Consider the following 16,959-nt stretch of genomic DNA (forward strand, 5'->3'; position numbering starts at 1 on the left):
TCGCCGTGATCTCGTCCGCCAAGCCGTATCTGGAGCATCTTCCATGCAGCACAGCCAACATCTGCCTGACGACACCCCTGCCGAGCCGCTCGCCTCAACACAGTCCCCCGGGCTGCTGTCACGCCTGCGGCGGGCGTTCGGACGGGCGGCCCCGGGCGGAGCCAGTAGTACCCCGAGTCCGACTCAAGGCCGGTCTTCGGGGATCTCCACCCCGGGGGTGGCGGAGACGGTCCCGCGCCAGGGGGCGCCGGACCCGGAGGTCGGGGCCGAGGGCGGCCCCGACCTGGACACGCGCCACGCCGTCCAACGCGCCATTCTGCGCCCCGCCTCCGTCATCGAGACCGTCGCCGGCGAGCCGACCGTTAAGAGTGTGCAGCCCACGATTCGTCGCTTCACAGGTGACAAGCGCACGGAACGCGTCGGCCCCTTGCAGTTCCGCTCCGATGAGCGTGCACGCCTCCGGGAGACCACCGCCGAGCACGGCTACAAAGGAGAGTCCGGGTTCTGTGCCGACGTCGTCCTCGCCTTCCTGGACGGCCGCTTCACCGCGAACCTGCCGTTGTCCGAGGACCGCCGTCGCACCCACATGTTCCGCGCCCAGGTGTTGCGCCAGCTCAACCGGATCGGTGTCAACGTCAACCAGATCGCCCGAGCGCTCAACAGCGACCTCACCCCACCCGACATACGCCAGCGGCTCGACGAACTCGACCACCTGCTGTCTTTGATCGCCGAGGCCCTGCGCGAGCCCGCCGACCCGACAGAGGACCTGGCCGCATGATCGCCGCTATCAAACCCGCAGGGACCAAGACACGCGGTCTGCTCGCCTACCTCTATGGACCCGGTCGGCACGACGAGCACCTCGATCCGCACATCGTGGCTGGCTTCGCGATGCTCGCCATGCCCGACCCCGGCCGCGACGAGAACGCCACCCTCACCGAACTCGGCCGCTACCTCGACGAGCCTGTACGGCTGCGCAACAGCGAGTTCGGACAACCGGTCACCGACCACGTCTGGCACTGCCCCGTCCGAGCAGCCCCCGAAGACCGCTACCTCTCCGATGCCGAGTGGAGTGAGATCGCCCAGCGCATCGTGCACGCGGCCGGCATCGCGTCGGAAGGCGACGACCTGGCCTGTCGCTGGATCGCCGTACGTCACGCCGACGACCACATCCACATCCTCGCCACCACGGTCCGCGAGGACGGCCGCCGACCCAAACTCCACAACAACGGCATCCGCGTCGGTGACGAATGCCGCAAGATCGAGAAGGACTACGGGCTCCGCCAGTTGAAGAAGGGCGACGGCACCGCCAGCCGTCGGCCGACCCAGGCCGAGATGCACAAGGCGACACGCCTCGGCTGGGAACAGACCAGCCAGCAGTGGCTCGAAGACCGCATCCGCGCCGCCATCCCGCACGTCACCGACGCCGAGGAACTTCTCACGTACCTCGAAGCCGACGGCCTCGCAGTCAAGCCAAGGCGCGGCCCCTCCGGAGACCTGCTCGGCTACGCCGTCGGCCGCCCCGGCGACGTGAACGCGAAGGGCGAGCAGATCTACAAGCCGGGCGGGAAGATCGCCCCCGACCTCAGCCTGCCCAAGCTGCAGGCCCGCCTGGCGACCAGTAAGGCCGAAGAGCACCCCACCGCCCGACGCTCGCGGACCGCCACCCCCTGGCACCAGGCCACCGACGCCCTCGACAGCCTCCACGCCGAGCTCACCGACGCCACCGGTGACGACGGGTCCGGCAGCGACGCACGGGCCCAGGCCCACATAGCCGCGCTCGGCGAGCTGATCGAAGCCACCGCACAGCACACCCCCAAGGACCTGCAAGCTGAACTCCGAGCCGCATCACGGGCGTTCGCTCGCGCCCAGCGCTCCCAGATCCGCGCCGAAGACCGAGCCGCTGACGCGGTACGCATCGCAGCCCGTGACATCGTGCACACCGCCACCGGCCCGGACGGCAGCGCACTCGCAGCCCTGCTCGCGGCCCTGGTCTGGGCGACGATCCTCGCCGGGCGGTGGCACGAGGCGAAGAACCACGCCCACCAGGCCGACGCCGCCCGCCAAACCCTCCGACACCTCCAAGCCGCCGCCGATCACGCACTGGCCCCCACGCTCACCGAACTGGCACGCCACCAGCCGCGCGAAGAGGCCCGCCGGACCCTGGCCAGTGATGTACGTACCGCAGTCCCCGACCACGCCGAACGAATCCTCGCCGACCGGAGCTGGCCCGCCCTCGCCGCGCTTCTCGCCGATGCCGAAGCCGGCGGCCACAAGCCGCACCAACTCCTCAAGGAGACCGCAGAGCAGCGCGAACTGGGCACCGCTCGACAGCCCGCCCGCGTCCTGATCACTCGCATCCAGCACACCAGCCGAAACCCCGTACCCAACCGCCGAGCCGAAGCGGCACGACGGAGCTCGACCATGTGGGCGTCAGTGGCCGGCAGTGCGGTGCCGCCCGCACACCCGACGGGCGAGCCATCCTCCGCTCCGGGACGGGACAACCGTCCACGGCGGTGACAGGGCACGGGCGGCGGCCCGTGCAACGGCAGGCCGCCACGACTCCAGGTGCGTGAGTAAGACCCCGCTACACGGCAGCTCTCTGCGACGTCACACGTTCGAGGAGTACAGACCAGAGTGCGGCTGCGAGCAGACCGATGTGAGGGTCGGGCTTCAGCTGGTGGCATCTGTCGCAGGCGATAGCCGGCAGGAGCGCGGGCGGATGGTAGCCGCACATCCCCGGTTACCGAAACCGGGGAATCTCCGGATCCTTTGTGTTCCCAGCCGCCCCCTGTAAGGAGCACTCACATGCGCAGCAAGGAACAGAACCGTCGGATCATCGACCTGATGTGCGACACGGATTTCACGTACCGGCCAGACACCAATACCTGGTCGCATCGTGACGGGCGTCCCTTCACCCAAGAAGAGCAGTACACCGTCGAACGGGTCACCCAGCGCCAGCCCATGGAGGCCGGAGGGCATCTCGCGCACTACCTGGAGTACCGACGTGGAATGAACAAGGCCCAAAGGGAGCTGAACCGCTTCCTCGATCCATTCGTAGAGCGGCTCATCAAAAAGCATCTCGGCACGATCGTCGAGGACATGACCGCGACCGAACAGGACGAACTCGAGCGACTGCTCTACGCAGTGGACGGTTCGCCTCTCACGGCGGTTCCTTACGCCTTCTGACAGGCGGCTCCATCCAGACACTGACATGAGGAAGGGGGCCTGCGGCCGGAATGATTTCCGGCCGCAGGCCCCCTTCGCGTACCCAGAGGTCAGCGCACGCTCGCCTTTCCAACGGCCCGCGCCAGTTGAGTGTCTACGAGCCCCGGCGAGCCGGAGACGACGACCACTATGTTGCCGGTGCGGATCGCCGTCTGCTTGACGACGCTGCGCTGTCCGCCTGCGGAGAGAGCGAGTTGCTGGCTCCACCGCTCGTCGCCGAGGTCGGGCGCGGCCGACCTCGCGGTGCCCATGTCGATGACCGTGCTCCCTGAAGCCACCTGGTACGAGGGGCAGGAGAGCATCGCGTTGAAGACCTTCGAGATGCCCTTGGACAGCTTCGCCGGGCTGTCGCTGTACAGCTCCTCGCTCATCTCGGAGGTGCTGCTGCCGGTGTACGTGAAGGACGCCTTCGCCTTGCGGGCGAAGTCGAGACCGGAGCCCGCGGCTGTGGCGCCGCCGAGGTTCTCCAGTGCCGGGCAGCCGATCACGGTCACGTCGTCGCTGCGGCGAGGCACTTCGGGCTTGCGGGTGTAGCCGGTGCCCAGGTCGTTCTCGTTGAGCAGCAGCTGGTTCAGCTGTGTCGATGACAGTGGCCCGGACGCCGTGGGCGTGCTGGCGCCCGGGTGTGCAGGGGCGGAGGAGTCGGCCGAGTCGGCGTGGCCAGCGCAGCTGGTGAGGGCGAGGGTGGTGCAGAGGGCGCTGAGACCGAGGCCGATTGTGGTGGAGCGGCGCATGCGAAAACCCCTTTGGTGATCCGAGACGGATGGTCTGACCGGGTCGGCCCTCCGGGTGCCGACGAACGCAGGGGTGAGGGGAAGGGGTTCCGCGCCTTCAGCGGCCGAGGTGACGCAGGCCGTCTTCGAGAGTGGGGTGGAAGTGGTCGACCGGGCCGGAGTTGCGGTTGTACCAGGCGGTGTCCAGCCGGCTCTCCTGCGTCTCGTGGCCGGCCTCGCAGCGCAGCCATACCGAGTCGTCGCACATGTTGAAGACGATCCAGTTCCGGTACGCGCCGCAGTGGCAGGCGTGGACTTCGCCGTCAATGACGAGCGGCAGGTCCCAGCGCATCATGAAGACCGAGACGTCCTGGCGGCACGGCGCCCGGAACTCCGGCGGCAGGAATTCCGGCACCGTGGTGGGTGCCTCCGGCCAGGGCAGGTGGGCGGTGTAAGCAAGGAGTGCCTGGCCTGCGCGCTGAGCTTCGCGGAACTCCCGGTCGGCGCGGGAACGGCGTCGGAACATGAGGTCTCCATCTCTTTCATCGGGCGTGTGCGGAAACGGGGTTCCACGGAGGGCGCCACGGAGCCCAACGGGCAATCCCAACAGTCCAGTTGTTAGCTGCGGCGAGCGATGGTGAGTCAATGCGGAACGCTGGAGCTGAAGCTCGCGCACCACAGGTACGGATCGCCGAGACCAGGCTCCGCCCATGCCTGCCAGCCCATCTGGCCAGGACGCGGATCCGAGTCCTGAACCAACGGAGGCAGCAACTCCAGCGAGACGCCGGCGGAGAAAACCGGGTCGAAGGCGGCAGCACGAGGACGGTCGGCATCACGGAACCAGCCTCGAGCACCCAGCTCCTGGAGTACGACGTCCGGCCCGCCGAAGCCCTCGTCCGGCGCCAGGCGGGCGTCGAGCGCGAGGAGGAAGTCCGTAACCGCCTCGTACGGCACTCCGGCGGTGAAGTACACGTTCCACTCCGCCATCACGGAATCGACGCGCGACCGGGTGCTCACCTGCCAGGCCACAGGCAGGCCGCCCAGCTCGAACGGGTAGGAGGCCAGCAGCCATTCGGCGCCGAGCAGCCCGTTCGGGCTGACGTACAGCAGGGCGTTGTGCGCGGTCGGCCACACCCGCCAGTCAAGAGCGGTGAGAGTGTCACCGACCTGCTCGGCAAGAACGCCGTCGTCACCGGCCAGGTGACGCGGGGCGACCCAGTACACCGGGTCCTGCGGGTCGGAAGGGGAGGGTTCGTCGGAGTGACGCGAGTGCAGGGGCACCTCCAGGTGATGCGGGACCAACTCCCGGCAGGGTGTGCTGTACGTTGACATGCCGTGACGCCGTGATCCAGTCATTCCGAGCTCTTTCCCGTCTGCCATAGGCGAACTGGGAAATCGACGGAGGAGCCGCCCCGGCAGACGAGGCACGGTGGGTCGCGACTCAGGTCACAAATGTTGCGCAGAGCCAGCTTCCGTCGGCGTCGGCTGTCCTGATTGCCGCTCCATCTCCGTCTCGACGGCGCGAGCGACTTCTGGCCAGGGGACGCTTAGAGAGTTGAACAGGGACCAGTAGTCGTGTGTGTCTCGGACGATGGCACTGACGCCGAGGCGCACAGCATCCCGGGCGATCGTGCTCACCACGCGCCGGGTGACACCGCCGGCGCCCTGGGCCGCAGGGCTGATCCCGGAACCCAGGAGAAGGGTGGCGGTGCGGATAGCGTCCAGCGTCGCCGGTGGTGCCGCGTGGGCGAAGCGGCTGTAGATCAGCTCGTCCCAACGAGCCTGGGTGCGTGCCCACGCCAGACGCTCCAGGCCCGTGCCGAGGTCCACCGCCAGGCGATCGGGGTGGTCGGTGTGCCATAGGAGGACGATGTCCCCGAGGGTGAGGTTCAGGTGCGCGAAGCGGAGCGTGATGCCTTCGACCTGTCGCCGACGCCACGGTCGCAACACCCCGTAGATGCTCAAGTGGCGAGCGTGGAACCCGAGGTGGGAGAGCGTGGTCAGCCAGCCATCCAGGATGCCCCCGTGCTCGTCCAGGTTGTTCACGGGCTGGACGCGGGAGATGTTGACGAAGGAGGTGAGGAACCCGTCCTTCAGGAGGCCCGAGGCATCGCGCTGACCGGTGAAGCGGACGACCGGCTGGGCGAGGAAGCCGCTGCGATAGGTGTGGGGCTTGCCATCCTTGAGGAGCGGATCGAGGGCCTGTACCGCGGAGATGGTCAGTTCTGTCTCCCTGCCCCAGCGGAGAGGAAGGCAGGTGTCGCGAGCGGCTCCGTGGCGTGCGAAGGAGGTCTCCAGACTGTCGAGCAGCTCCCTCCACGAGGGGCTTCTACGTGGTGGCCTGTAGGGGGTGCCTCGGTGTGGGTGCCGAATTTCGATGCGGTCGGCGGCGGTCGTGAACTCCCAGTGCGGCCCTAACTTCGCGCGGAGAACGGCAGGTATCTGTCGGGCCAGCGTGTCCCCGGCCGAACTGGACGATCGGGTCAGCACGGCGGTGCCGCCATCGCGGTGAAGTGCCGTGCTGGGTCGAAGCGGTGGAGGCCGATCCCCTGGACTTGCCGGTGATCCAGGCTCTCCGCCTGCTCGATGGCGTGCGCCAGTTGGTGGGCGGCGGTCTCGTCGTCTTCCTCGGGGTCGGCCACGGCGATCGTGCCGGTCGCGTCGCACAGGGCGGCTTCGGCGCAGGTGCCCGTGCGCCAGGTGAGCGCGGCCATAGGCGTGCCGGCGCGGAGGGATTCTCCGAAGACGGCGGCGCCAGCCTCCACGTAGGTGCGGGCGTATGTGTAGACGAAGACGGAGGCGTCGCGGATGGCGGCGGTCTTGGCGGGGCCGCCGAGTTCGCCGACCCACTCGACGTGGTCCGCGTTGAGAAGTCGAGCGTGGCGGCGTACGTACTTCTCGTCGAAGACCGGGCCGACGATCCTTATCCGGCGGCCGAGTAACTGTGCGGCGCGGGCCGCCAGATGGGGCGCCTTCTCGGCGTCGACGCGGCCGAGCCATAGGAGGTCGCGCCCGCCGACGGCGGGTGGCTCGGCTTCGTCGAGGCCGAGGTGTACGGCCAGTTCCGGGATGGGCTCGCAGCTGGCATACCGCTCGATCATCTCGGGCGAGTAGCAGTAGAGGCGGGATCGCTTGCCGTCGAACGCGGCATCGGTGTGCTGGAAGACCGGCGAGTGCTGGAACGTGGCGACGTCGCAGTCCAGTTCGTTCCACGTGCGGGTCCACGTGGGCAGTGAGGGGTATTCGTGGCCGACGACCAGGAGGTCGTAGTCGTTGGCGCGGAGCTCGCGTTCGGCGAGTGATCCGGCGGTGATGTCCTCCAGGCGGACTGGCTTGCGGACCCAGTCGTGTTCCAGGTCCGTGAGCCAGCCCGGCCCGAGGAGGTGTACGTCGGCGCCTGCGGTTCGGGCACCTACGGCGACCGCCCACAGCCATCGTTCGATTCCGCCGTATCCGGCGGGTGGAAAGGCGTAGCTACCGGGAAAGTCGCAGACGCCGACGAGCACTTATGCCTCCGGTGTTCCGTCCGCCGAGATCCGGCGGAAGCCGAGGTACGGGAAGAGAGATTCGGGGAGGACGAGCGAGCCGTCCTGCTGCTGGCACTGCTCAAGGAGCGCGGCCAGGGTGCGGCCGACGGGCAGGCCGGAACCGTTGAGCGTCGCGACGAGCTTGGGCTTGCCGTCCTCGCCGCGGGTGCGGATGTTGGCGCGGCGGGCCTGGAAGGTGCCGAAGTTGGAGATCGAGGAGATCTCCCGGTAGGTGTTCTGGCTCGGGATCCAGACCTCGATGTCATACGTGAGCTGGGCGGAGAAGCCGGTGTCGCCGGCGGCCAGCTTGACCACGCGGTACGCGAGACCGAGCTCCTTCAGGCACGCCTCGGCGTGGCCGACCATCGTCTCCAGCTCGGTGTCCGCCGTCTCCGGGTCGACGATCTTGACCATCTCGACCTTGGAGAACTGGTGCTGGCGGATCAGGCCGCGGGTGTCGCGGCCGTACGAGCCGGCCTCCGAGCGGAAGCACGGGGTGTGGGCCGTGAGGGCCAGGGGCAGCTCGGCCGGCGGGATGATCTCGTCGGCGTAGAGGTTGGTCAGCGGGACCTCGGCCGTCGGGATGAGGAACAGGTCGCGATCGGCAGCGCCGGTCTTGAACAGGTCCTCCTCGAACTTCGGCAGCTGGCCGGTGCCGGTCATCGTCTTGCGGGTCACCAGGTACGGGACACCATGCTCGACGTAGCCGTGGCGGCGCGTGTGGATGTCAAGGAAGAGCGTGGCCAGAGCGCGCTCTAGGGCGGCGCCGGCACCGCGGGAGACGGCGAAGCGCGAGCCGGACAGCTTGGTTGCGCGGGCGAAGTCGAGGATGCCGGTGGCTTCGCCCAGGTCGACGTGGTCCTTCGGCTCGAACGAGAACGCCGGCGGGTTGCCGACGCGCCGGATCTCGACCGCGAACTCCTCGGAGTCGCCGTCCGGGGCCTCGTCGTCTGGGAGGTTCGGGATGGTCAGCAGGAGCTCGGTGAGCTCCTCCTGGACCTTCTCCTGCGCGGTCTCGATGTCGCGGATCTGGTCCTTCAGCTCGCGGGCCCGCTCCTTCAGCTTGGAGATGTCCCCACCCTGCTTGGCCGTCTGCTGGACCTCGCTCGCCACCCGCTTGGACTCCGCCCGCAGCTCATCGGCCGAGCGGATGCTCTGGTTGCGCCGGGACTGGAGGTCTTCCAGCCGGGACAGGTCCAGGGAGTAACCGCGACGAGCGAGCCGACGTACCGCTTCGGCACCCATTTCAATCAGGGCGCGGGCATCATGCATGGGGAAGATCCTTCTTATCCGGCGAGTGGGACGGGGATACCGCATCGACGGTAGCAACCGCCGGGCGCTCGCCGATCCGCAATATCGACGCGTCACCGCCGGTGGTGGTCTCGCGCAGAGCGGCTGATTGAAGATCATCCATGAGCTCCGTGGCCAAGAGGGAAAGATCGTCGTCGCCGATGGCGAGCGGTTCGATATAGGGAGCCTCGGGGAAGAACAGCCGCATGGGCTCGCCTGCCGCGCGATCTCCATGCCAATGGAGGACGGAAACCAGCAGGCCGTGCCCGACCAGGACGCGGGGCCCTGGGTGCTCCAGAGCGGCGAGGACGCCGGTGAGCAGCCTGCGTATGCCCTCGTGCTGCGACTCCGCGGCGCCCGGCGGGCGCCGACGTGGGCCGTGCTCGTCGAGCCAGGCCGCGTATTCGAGGAAGGGCTTGCCCTCGAACTCCCCGTAGTCGAGTTCGTTCAGCTGGGCGTCGACAACCAGCTCGGGCGAGGGGACGCCCATAAGGAGCGAGGCGGTCTGCCGGGCCCGTGGAAATTCGCTGGTCAGCCAGGTGGCCACAGAGTGGAGCGGGAGGGCGTTCCACGCACGGCCGAGCGACTGGCGGCCTTCGTCGGTCAGAAGGATCTGCTTGGTCGGGTCGCCGTTGACGAGGTACCGCTTGCTGTAGTCGGTCTGGCCATGGCGAAGGATGTAGGTCGTCACGATCCGCTCCGAGGGGTTGTCGCTGTCGCCAGAAGATCGCTGAGCACGGTGGCCATGGACGTCGCGCGTGGGTCGCCGGACTCCACGTAGAAGAGGAGGCCGTGGACCGCCAGGAGTCGGCACCAGGGCGCGAGCGCGGGGACGGGGATCCGGGACGTACGTGAGGCGACTGCCAGCCGTGCGGTCGTCTCGCGTCCGAGCTCGTAGTAGACGGTCCAGAACGCCCAGTCGAACGCGGGATCTCCCACCATGGGGAGCGGATCGATCAGCCGGGGGTGTCCCCGCCGGTCGAACAAGACGTTCTCCCGGTACAGGTCGGCGTGCAGCACCGTCGCCCGGCGGGATCCCTCCTCCAGATCGGCGGCGGCAGCGCATCCTGCTTCGACGTGGGGACGCCAGCCACCAAGGTCGAGTTCACGCATCCGCCGCGCGATCTGCGGGCGGACTTCTTGGGCGACGTAATCGGTGAGGAGCGGAAGCTGCTCCGACCGGAGCCTGTGGCGCCCCAAGCTGTGGAGCCCGTGCACGGCCGCCGCCACCATTTGCAGCTCCCGCCGCGGCCGATCCGCGCCGCCGGGTTGCCCGCCGATGAGTTCGAGCGCGGCCACGGCCAAGTCATCCGCGGCCTCCACGACCTCGACCGTGGGCCCGTGGGCCCAGAGCCGTAACGCCTCCACCTCGTGGCGAAATCGAGACGGATCAACCCATGCTTTGAGGAGCAGCGGACGCCCGTCGGGACGGGCCGAGGTCGCGATCACCGAGGCGTGGCCGGCGTCGTGGTATGCCATGAGCGTCAGCTTCCACCTCCCTGCCGCACGTGCCAGCAGACCCGGGACGGCGTCGAGCCACGGCTTGACCGCAGGCCCGTAGTGCGCGAGCAGCCGCTGCCTGCACCCCGCGGGAACCTCCCCGAGCGTCCGCTTCGTCATCAGCTCAGCTCGATCCCGTCCGAGACGAGCTCGTCCGTCAGGGCTGGGAACTCGCCCAGTACCTCCGTGACGAGGGCCTGCACCTTGTCGACCTCGGCGTCCGGGGCGGAGAGGCGGACGAGGATGCGCCAGGGTTCGTCCAGGCGCTGGCCGGTGGTGCTGACCAGATGCACTTCCGCGTGCCCGTCGGTGGTCTCGTGCAGGCGGTGGGCCAGGCGCTGCGCAGCGATGTTGTAGAGCTTGCCGACGTGGTAGACGGGGTTCTTGCCGTTGGCGCCCTCCAGGTTCATCGGGCGTAGCGGCGTGATCAGTCCGTTGACGCGGTTGCCGCGCCCGACGACGCCCTCGTCCCCCGACTCGATCGAGCTTCCGGTGTAGGTCAGGTACAGCTCGTCCTTCTCCGGGACGTCGCGGGCGTTGAGCCGGAAGCGCGCCTGGGCGCCTGGCAGTCGGAGGCCGGCCAGCCGGTGGCACTCGGCGAGGACGGTCTCCCTATTGCGGATGTACTCGGCCCGGCTGGCCACGTGCCGCGACTTCTGCGGCACGCACAGGACGATGTCGGCTTCGTCGCCGTCCCAGAAGCCCATGAGCTTGACGTCGGAGCCGCACCACGCGTGGGAGAGGGTGAACTCGCTCTCGCCGGAGAAGTGGTTCACCAAGTCGCGGACGAACGACTCGAAGGCGTTCTCGGGAGCCCAGCCGGTCCCCAGCGACGTGTCGTTCGAGAGCCGCACCCGGCGCTCGCGGAGGTCGTCGACGGAGCGGGGATTGAACCAGCGCGTGCGGTCGGGGGTCCCGTCGCCGGTGAGGACCGCCCCTGGGCTGGAGTTGCTGGTGATGTTGAAGACGATGTCGAGGTGGTCCGACACCTCGGGAAGCCGCTTGGCGAAGAACGCCCGCACCTCGGTCTCGACGATCTCCTCGACCGGGATCGTCTCGCCCCCGCACATGGGGGCCGCGCGACCGTTGACCAGGACGCGGACCGGGGCGGTCATCTCGCCTGCCCCGTAGCGGACTTCGCTGGCGCCGCCGAGGAGAGCGAGCTTGTCGAAGTTGTGGTGCAGTACGGCGCCGAAGCGGGCGACGGTGTGGTGGCTGTAGGCACGGGACAGCCGCTCAGCGAGGTGATCGGCGAGGGTGTCCGGATGACCGAGCCCCTTCCGCTCGACGATGGTCGTCGCGTCCGGTCTGGCCATGGCAGTGTCGATGACGAGGTGGCTGTTACCGATGATCGTGCTCGTACGAGGCATCACGAACTCCCGTTCAGGGGTGGGAAGAAGGGGATGAGCGCAGGCGTCAGCACACCTGGACGAGCGGTGCGGTCGAGATTCAGCGAGGGACTCCAGCAGCGCGGAGATGCGCCACGATCTCTGCGAGCGACTTGTACGCGGAAACGGCTTGTTCTTCAGTAGCGAGTCGGACGATGTCGTGGGTCGTGACGAGGTCGATGTCCTGGGTCCGACGGCGATCGAGCCAGAGAAGCAGGCGCCAGGCGAGTACCGGCCCGCAGAACGGCAAGCGGTCCGCGAGATTGACCGGGATGCGCGCCGGCGCTACGTCCTCGTACAGCAGATCCCGTACGAGGTGGAAGACGACGTCGGTGTAGTCGAGAACGGCTGGGCCACAGGAGCTCGCCTCCCAGTCGACGACGTGCAGGCGCTCTCCGTCGACGAGGAGGTGCTCGGGCTTGAGATCGCCATGTAGGTGAACGGTTGGGTGGGCGTCGATCGCTTGGAGGGCCTCCCGCAACGCAGCCCACCAGGGCATCCACCGGCAGCGGGCCGAGAACTGATCCAGTAGGAACTGGCTCGCGGAAACAGGGCTGTCAGTCCGTGCCGTCCAGCCGGGGCCAGGGGTAGCGCCGGCAGTGGGCCGGTGAAGCATGCCGCTCACCGCCACGACGTGACCGATGTAGTCCTCCGTCGCCTTGCGGGTGGTCACCGAGCACGGCGTCCCGTGCACCACCCGGAATACGGTCCAGGACCCGGCCTCGTCGCATCCCGTCGCTAGGACGGTCGGAACCGAGATGCCGCGCAGGGCAGCACGCTGGACCGTGGTGGCCTCCCGTCGGCGCCGGCCCTCGGGGTCGATGCCGACGTAGACCTTCAGTACGGCACTGCCGTCCATGGCGAACCGCGTTCTGGAGTACGGCTTGAGGACTGCCACGCCGAACGGCCCGAGCCCTTGTCCGACCCATGGATCCACGGTCTTCGTGCTGCTCATCCTCCACACACCTCCGTCCCGTTCGAGAAGCAGAACCGATCACCAAGAACCTCTGGATTGGCGGGAGTTACCTCCATCGCCCTGCGGCTTTCTCGGTCTGCTGCGACAGTAGGCGCGGCGCCCCGCAGCACCCCGGAAAAACCTTCCGGGGTCGATTACGGCCACGAGGTGATGCTCAGGACATGCGAGGGATGACAGAGAACCTGACCATCGGCGAACGCGTTGCCTGGTATCGGCGCCGACGCGGACTTTCCCAAGAGGTCTTGGCCGGCCTCGTCGGCCGCACCACGGACTGGCTGAGCAAAGCGGAGAACAACCGGATCGAGCTCGACCGCCTCTCGGTGATCACTTCACTCGCCGAGGCCCTGGATGTCTCGCTCGGGGATCTCCTCGCCGAGCCGACGCTCCTGGAGTGGTCGAGTGACAGCGGCCGCCGTACGGTGCCCGCTCTGCGTGACGCGCTCATGGACTACAAGCAGCTCACGCCCCTGCTGGGGCTCCCACCCGACGACGAACCGCCGCCCCTGGCGGGCTTGCGGGACGCAGTGACGGAAGTCCTCGACGCCTACCAGGTGTCTCAGTACGGCTTCGCGACCCGACGGCTTCCCCTCGTCCTCGCCGACGCCCTCGCAGCCTCCCGCTCGTATTCAGGGCGTGACGGGGAGGAGGCCCATGCCGAACTCGCCTTGGCCTATCACGGTGCGGCCATGGTGCTGGGCAAGGTCGGGGAGTCGGAACTGGCGTGGATCGCCGCCGACCGCGGCTTGGCGGCAGCGCAACGGAGCGGCCAGAGCACGGTGACAGGCTCGCTCTTCCGCGCGGTCACGCACTGCCTGATGGCCACTGGCCGCTTCACCGCGGCGATCCAGCTGGTGAACGACGCGGCGGCCGTCATGCAGCCCGGCCTGGGCACCGCGAACGACGAGTACCTCTCGGTCTACGGCACGCTCTTCCTCGCCGGCGCCATGGCGGCCGCCCGAGCGGAGGACCGTGCGACCACCCAGACCTTCCTCCGCGAAGCGGATGAGGTCGCACAACGACTGGGTGCCGACGCGAACCACCTCTGGACGGCCTTCGGCCCGACCAACGTGGCCATCCACTGCGTCGCCACCGCAGGAGAACTCGGCGACATCCAGATCGCCGCAGACCTCGGGCAGCGCATCGACACCAGCGGCCTGCCGGTGGAACGGCGCGTGAGGCACAGCCTGGAAGTCGCCCGAGCCCTCAGCGCCTGGAACCGGACCGACGAGGCCCTGGACACGCTGCTGGACGCCGAGCGAGCCGCACCCGAGCAGGTACGCCACCACTACCTGAGCCGCGAACTGGTCATCGGGTGGATCCGCGGCACCCGAGGCCGCCCGTCCCAGCCAGTGGCCGACTTGGCTCGTCGGCTCGGCGTGGTCGGCGGTTAGAGTCCGTTCCGTGACCGAGAACGAGCACGAAGCGAAGATGGCCCACCCGCGCATGGCCGCCGGCGCGCTCTTCTTCGACGACGCCGACAGGGTCCTGCTCGTCGAGCCGTCGTACAAGGATTACCGCGACATCCCTGGTGGCTACGTCGAGAACGGCGAGTCTCCGCTGCAAGCGTGCGTGCGCGAAGTCCATGAGGAGCTGGGCATCAAGCCCGCCATCGGGCGGCTGCTCGTCGTGGACTGGGCGCCGAACCCGGGAGAGGGCGACAAGGTCCTTTATCTCTTCGACGGAGGCCGTCTCACCGAGGATGAGTGCGGGCATATCGAGCTTCAAGCCGACGAGCTCCGTGGATACGCCTTCCACGACACCAGGGAACTGTCAGCCCTCACAATCCCTCGCCTCGTGCGCCGTATCGCTGCTGGCATTGAAGCCCGTGCCGACGGGGTGACTGCATACCTGGAACGTGGAGTGGCGCCATAGGTCGCCATGTAGCGTGGGGTGCCTGGTCAGAGGCTCCGCGTGACACGCCGCTCGCCCAACAGCGCCCGCTGTTCCCCGGCCGACACGGCCGCGTGTGTCAGTGCGACACGCTGGCCTGCTTGCGTGATTACAGGTGAGCTGAAGAGCAAGATCGACCGACTCTGGGACGCCTTCTGGTCTGGCCGGATCTCCAACCCATTGGAGGTCATCGAGCAGATCACCTACCTGATGTTCATTCGGCGCCTGGACATCTTGGAACAGGCCAAAGAGAACAAGGCCAACCGCACCGGGCGTCCCGTCGAGAACCCGATTTACGCGGACGTCACCCAGGTTCTGCGCTGGCCGGTGTTCATCAACGAGTCTCCCGAGAACATGCTCACACAGGTGCGTGACGGCGTCTTTCCCCGGCTTCGCGCGCTGGGTGGTGAGGAGTCCACCTAGCACCACATGAAGGACGCTCGCTTCACCATTACTACCTGGAACCTGCTTGCCAAGGCTGTTGACATGATCAACGGCATCGACATGGACGACAAGGACATCAAGGGCGACCTGTACGAGTACATGCTCGGCAAGATCGCTACGGCAGGGCAGAACGGCCAGTTCCGTACGCCTCGGCACATCATCCAGCCGCCTCCACAGCGTCCGGTATGCCGACGAGATCTACGTCCTCGACCAAGGCCGCGTGACGGAGCCCGGATCCTTCGACGACCTGATGCACCTCGACGCCAAGGGCCCTGGGGACTTCCGCCGCATGTACCTGGTGCAGTCTGAGCAGTACCGACTCGACGGATCACCCTCAGTCCCTGCGCAGGGCAACGAAGCCACCGCCTCGCTCTCCACACCCACGAGCAGGGATTGATCACCTTCGTCCACGGAACGCTGCTCGGGGCTGAGTGCTACGAAGCCCAAGCCTCGGCCCCGAGCACCTTGGGATCAAGCAATTCCTCGAAGAGGTCACGCCCAGCGCTGCCCGCAACTACGCTGCCTCCAGGTTCGTGAGATGCAGCGAGGCTCAATGCAGCAACAGACCTGGAACAGTGATCGCCGCCGCACTGCCATCGGCCGTGTCGCCCTCTCCGTCCCCGCCCGCCAAGCTCTCGCCGACAGACAGCTCACGCCTGACAGAACGATCCTCGACTACGGCTGTGGACGCGGCGACGACGTGCGGGCCTTGGAAAGACTGGACTGCAAGGTCGTCGGCTGGGACCCCTACTACCGCTCGGAGACGCGCGCTGAGCCCTCCTCGGTTGTCCTCCTCACTTACGTCTTGAACGTGATCGAGGACTCGGCTGAACGCCGTGAAACCCTGAAGCGCGCCTGGGAACTCGCCAGCACCGTTTTGATCGTCTCCGCACGTCTCACCTGGGAGAAGTCCAAAGTCCGCGGCGAGGCATTCGGTGACGGCCTGCTCACCAGCCGCCAGACCTTCCAACATCTCTTCGGTGCCAGTGAGTTGCGCTCCTACGTCGAGGAAGTCACCGGTGCCCGGGTTGTCTCGGCGGCCCCCGGCATCGTCTACGTCTTCAAGGACGACACAGCCCGACTCGGCTATCTCGCCCATCGGATCACCCCAGATGCCGAGTGGCTGACCTCCGAGGACACCGCGTCCGCGATCACGGCTCTCGTCGACTACGTGGAGCGGCGGGGACGTCCGCCCCGCATTGACGAGATGCCCCGGGCGACGGCCGAACTCCTCGCGCATCTCAAGCCCGGTGAGGTGAAGCGACTGGTGAACGACACCGCAGATCCCGGCAAGGTTGCTGAGGGCGGAAAGCGCTCCACCTTGAACACTCTGCTCTACCTGGCGGTGGAGCTGTTCAACGGCCGAGGCCCCTTCGCCAGCTTGCCCCTCGGCGTGCAGCTCGACGTCCGATCCTTCTTCACGTCGTACAAGGAAGCCTGCCAGCGATCCGACCGGCTCCTCCTCAAGCTCCGCGACGACGCCTACGTGCGCGGCGCCATGAACGCCTCAGCCATCGGCAAGATGACACCGACCGCGCTGTACGTCCATCGGCGCGCCCTGGACCGTATGCCCACGATCCTGCGCCTGTACGAGCACTGCGCGTCCATCGCCGCCGGCCGCCCACAGGAATGGACCCTGGCGAAGCTGAAGCATCAAGGCCGGGCCGTCAGTTGGCTCGACTATCCCGAGTTCGACAAGGACCCACACCCGCGGATCTTGTCCTCCTACCTAGTGGACCTGAAGTCCCTCGAGACGTCACACCTATCCTACGCGAACTCGGAGAACCGCCCGCTTCTCCACCGCAAGCATGAGTTCCTGGCACCGGACGACCCCGATGTGGACCGTTACCACCGGCTCACCAGCTCCGAGGTGAAGGCGGGGCTGTACGAGCACCCACACCTCATCGGCACCGAGAAGGGCTGGGAAGCCGAGCTCATCCGCTGTGGCCGCGAACTGCGCGGCCACCGGCTCGTCCGGCGTCCGGAAGGCTGACCCAGCCCTCGAA

At 67.8% G+C, this 16,959-nt stretch carries 18 protein-coding genes; 8 read left to right on the forward strand and 10 right to left on the reverse strand.

Annotated elements, in window-relative coordinates; translation table 11 throughout:
• Positions 1–217: 217 nt before the first annotated feature.
• The 3 genes from ACGF2V_RS12670 to ACGF2V_RS12680 all read left to right on the forward strand — a co-directional run bounded on the left by ACGF2V_RS12670 (position 218) and on the right by ACGF2V_RS12680 (position 3,186).
• Positions 218–778, forward strand: coding sequence for a MobC family plasmid mobilization relaxosome protein (locus tag ACGF2V_RS12670; RefSeq protein ID WP_362707540.1), 561 nt, complete (start codon positions 218–220; stop codon positions 776–778).
• Positions 775–2,517, forward strand: coding sequence for a relaxase/mobilization nuclease domain-containing protein (locus tag ACGF2V_RS12675; protein ID WP_362707538.1), 1,743 nt, complete (start codon positions 775–777; stop codon positions 2,515–2,517). Before ACGF2V_RS12670 ends, ACGF2V_RS12675 begins: the two co-directional genes overlap by 4 nt.
• A 288-nt stretch (positions 2,518–2,805) precedes the next feature.
• Complete coding sequence (locus tag ACGF2V_RS12680) at positions 2,806–3,186, forward strand: hypothetical protein (protein ID WP_362707535.1); 381 nt, start codon at positions 2,806–2,808, stop codon at positions 3,184–3,186.
• A gap of 89 nt (positions 3,187–3,275) precedes the next feature.
• Here ACGF2V_RS12680 and ACGF2V_RS12685 read toward each other — a convergent pair whose 3' ends face one another.
• The 10 genes from ACGF2V_RS12685 to ACGF2V_RS12730 form a co-directional block, all read right to left on the reverse strand.
• A complete protein-coding gene (locus ACGF2V_RS12685) occupies positions 3,276–3,959 on the reverse strand; it encodes a hypothetical protein (protein ID WP_362707533.1) in 684 nt (227 codons plus the stop codon).
• A 97-nt stretch (positions 3,960–4,056) separates the two neighbouring features.
• On the reverse strand, positions 4,057–4,464 hold the full coding sequence (locus ACGF2V_RS12690) for a hypothetical protein (RefSeq protein WP_362707530.1): 408 nt from the start codon (positions 4,462–4,464) through the stop codon (positions 4,057–4,059).
• A gap of 116 nt (positions 4,465–4,580) precedes the next feature.
• The gene (locus ACGF2V_RS12695; protein ID WP_362707527.1) at positions 4,581–5,270 is read right to left on the reverse strand and encodes a DUF317 domain-containing protein; all 690 of its coding nucleotides are present in this window, start codon (positions 5,268–5,270) and stop codon (positions 4,581–4,583) included.
• A gap of 114 nt (positions 5,271–5,384) precedes the next feature.
• Positions 5,385–6,428: a hypothetical protein gene (locus ACGF2V_RS12700; RefSeq protein WP_362707524.1), complete on the reverse strand. Its 1,044-nt coding sequence runs from the start codon at positions 6,426–6,428 to the stop codon at positions 5,385–5,387.
• On the reverse strand, positions 6,422–7,444 hold the full coding sequence (locus tag ACGF2V_RS12705; protein ID WP_362707521.1) for a glycosyltransferase: 1,023 nt from the start codon (positions 7,442–7,444) through the stop codon (positions 6,422–6,424). Before ACGF2V_RS12705 ends, ACGF2V_RS12700 begins: the two co-directional genes overlap by 7 nt.
• Positions 7,445–8,737: a serine--tRNA ligase gene (gene serS, locus ACGF2V_RS12710; protein WP_362707518.1), complete on the reverse strand. Its 1,293-nt coding sequence runs from the start codon at positions 8,735–8,737 to the stop codon at positions 7,445–7,447.
• Positions 8,730–9,446, reverse strand: coding sequence for a histidine phosphatase family protein (locus ACGF2V_RS12715; RefSeq protein WP_362707515.1), 717 nt, complete (start codon positions 9,444–9,446; stop codon positions 8,730–8,732). The genes serS and ACGF2V_RS12715 overlap by 8 nt, the downstream gene beginning before the upstream one ends.
• On the reverse strand, positions 9,443–10,375 hold the full coding sequence (locus ACGF2V_RS12720) for an aminoglycoside phosphotransferase family protein (protein ID WP_362707512.1): 933 nt from the start codon (positions 10,373–10,375) through the stop codon (positions 9,443–9,445). Before ACGF2V_RS12720 ends, ACGF2V_RS12715 begins: the two co-directional genes overlap by 4 nt.
• Positions 10,375–11,625, reverse strand: coding sequence for a methionine adenosyltransferase (locus ACGF2V_RS12725; RefSeq protein ID WP_362707509.1), 1,251 nt, complete (start codon positions 11,623–11,625; stop codon positions 10,375–10,377). The genes ACGF2V_RS12720 and ACGF2V_RS12725 overlap by 1 nt, the downstream gene beginning before the upstream one ends.
• Before the next feature lie 79 nt (positions 11,626–11,704).
• Complete coding sequence (locus ACGF2V_RS12730) at positions 11,705–12,598, reverse strand: aminoglycoside phosphotransferase family protein (protein WP_362707506.1); 894 nt, start codon at positions 12,596–12,598, stop codon at positions 11,705–11,707.
• 191 nt (positions 12,599–12,789) lie between these two features.
• On the opposite strand from ACGF2V_RS12730, the gene ACGF2V_RS12735 reads away from it, so the two are divergent.
• From ACGF2V_RS12735 to ACGF2V_RS12755, 5 genes are all read left to right on the forward strand, one after another.
• Positions 12,790–14,010 (forward strand): helix-turn-helix domain-containing protein, encoded by a 1,221-nt coding sequence (locus tag ACGF2V_RS12735; protein WP_362707504.1) that lies wholly within the window; start codon positions 12,790–12,792, stop codon positions 14,008–14,010.
• Between the two features lie 10 nt (positions 14,011–14,020).
• Positions 14,021–14,491 (forward strand): NUDIX hydrolase, encoded by a 471-nt coding sequence (locus ACGF2V_RS12740; RefSeq protein WP_362707501.1) that lies wholly within the window; start codon positions 14,021–14,023, stop codon positions 14,489–14,491.
• A gap of 123 nt (positions 14,492–14,614) precedes the next feature.
• Positions 14,615–14,932, forward strand: coding sequence for a type I restriction-modification system subunit M N-terminal domain-containing protein (locus ACGF2V_RS12745; protein WP_362707498.1), 318 nt, complete (start codon positions 14,615–14,617; stop codon positions 14,930–14,932).
• A 241-nt stretch (positions 14,933–15,173) separates the two neighbouring features.
• On the forward strand, positions 15,174–15,350 hold the full coding sequence (locus ACGF2V_RS12750) for a hypothetical protein (RefSeq protein ID WP_362707495.1): 177 nt from the start codon (positions 15,174–15,176) through the stop codon (positions 15,348–15,350).
• Between the two features lie 141 nt (positions 15,351–15,491).
• The gene (locus tag ACGF2V_RS12755) at positions 15,492–16,946 is read left to right on the forward strand and encodes a DNA phosphorothioation-associated putative methyltransferase (protein ID WP_362707492.1); all 1,455 of its coding nucleotides are present in this window, start codon (positions 15,492–15,494) and stop codon (positions 16,944–16,946) included.
• Positions 16,947–16,959 lie beyond the last annotated feature (13 nt).

The organism is Streptomyces sp. NPDC047982 (assembly GCF_043204165.1).
Classification (GTDB): domain Bacteria; phylum Actinomycetota; class Actinomycetes; order Streptomycetales; family Streptomycetaceae; genus Streptomyces.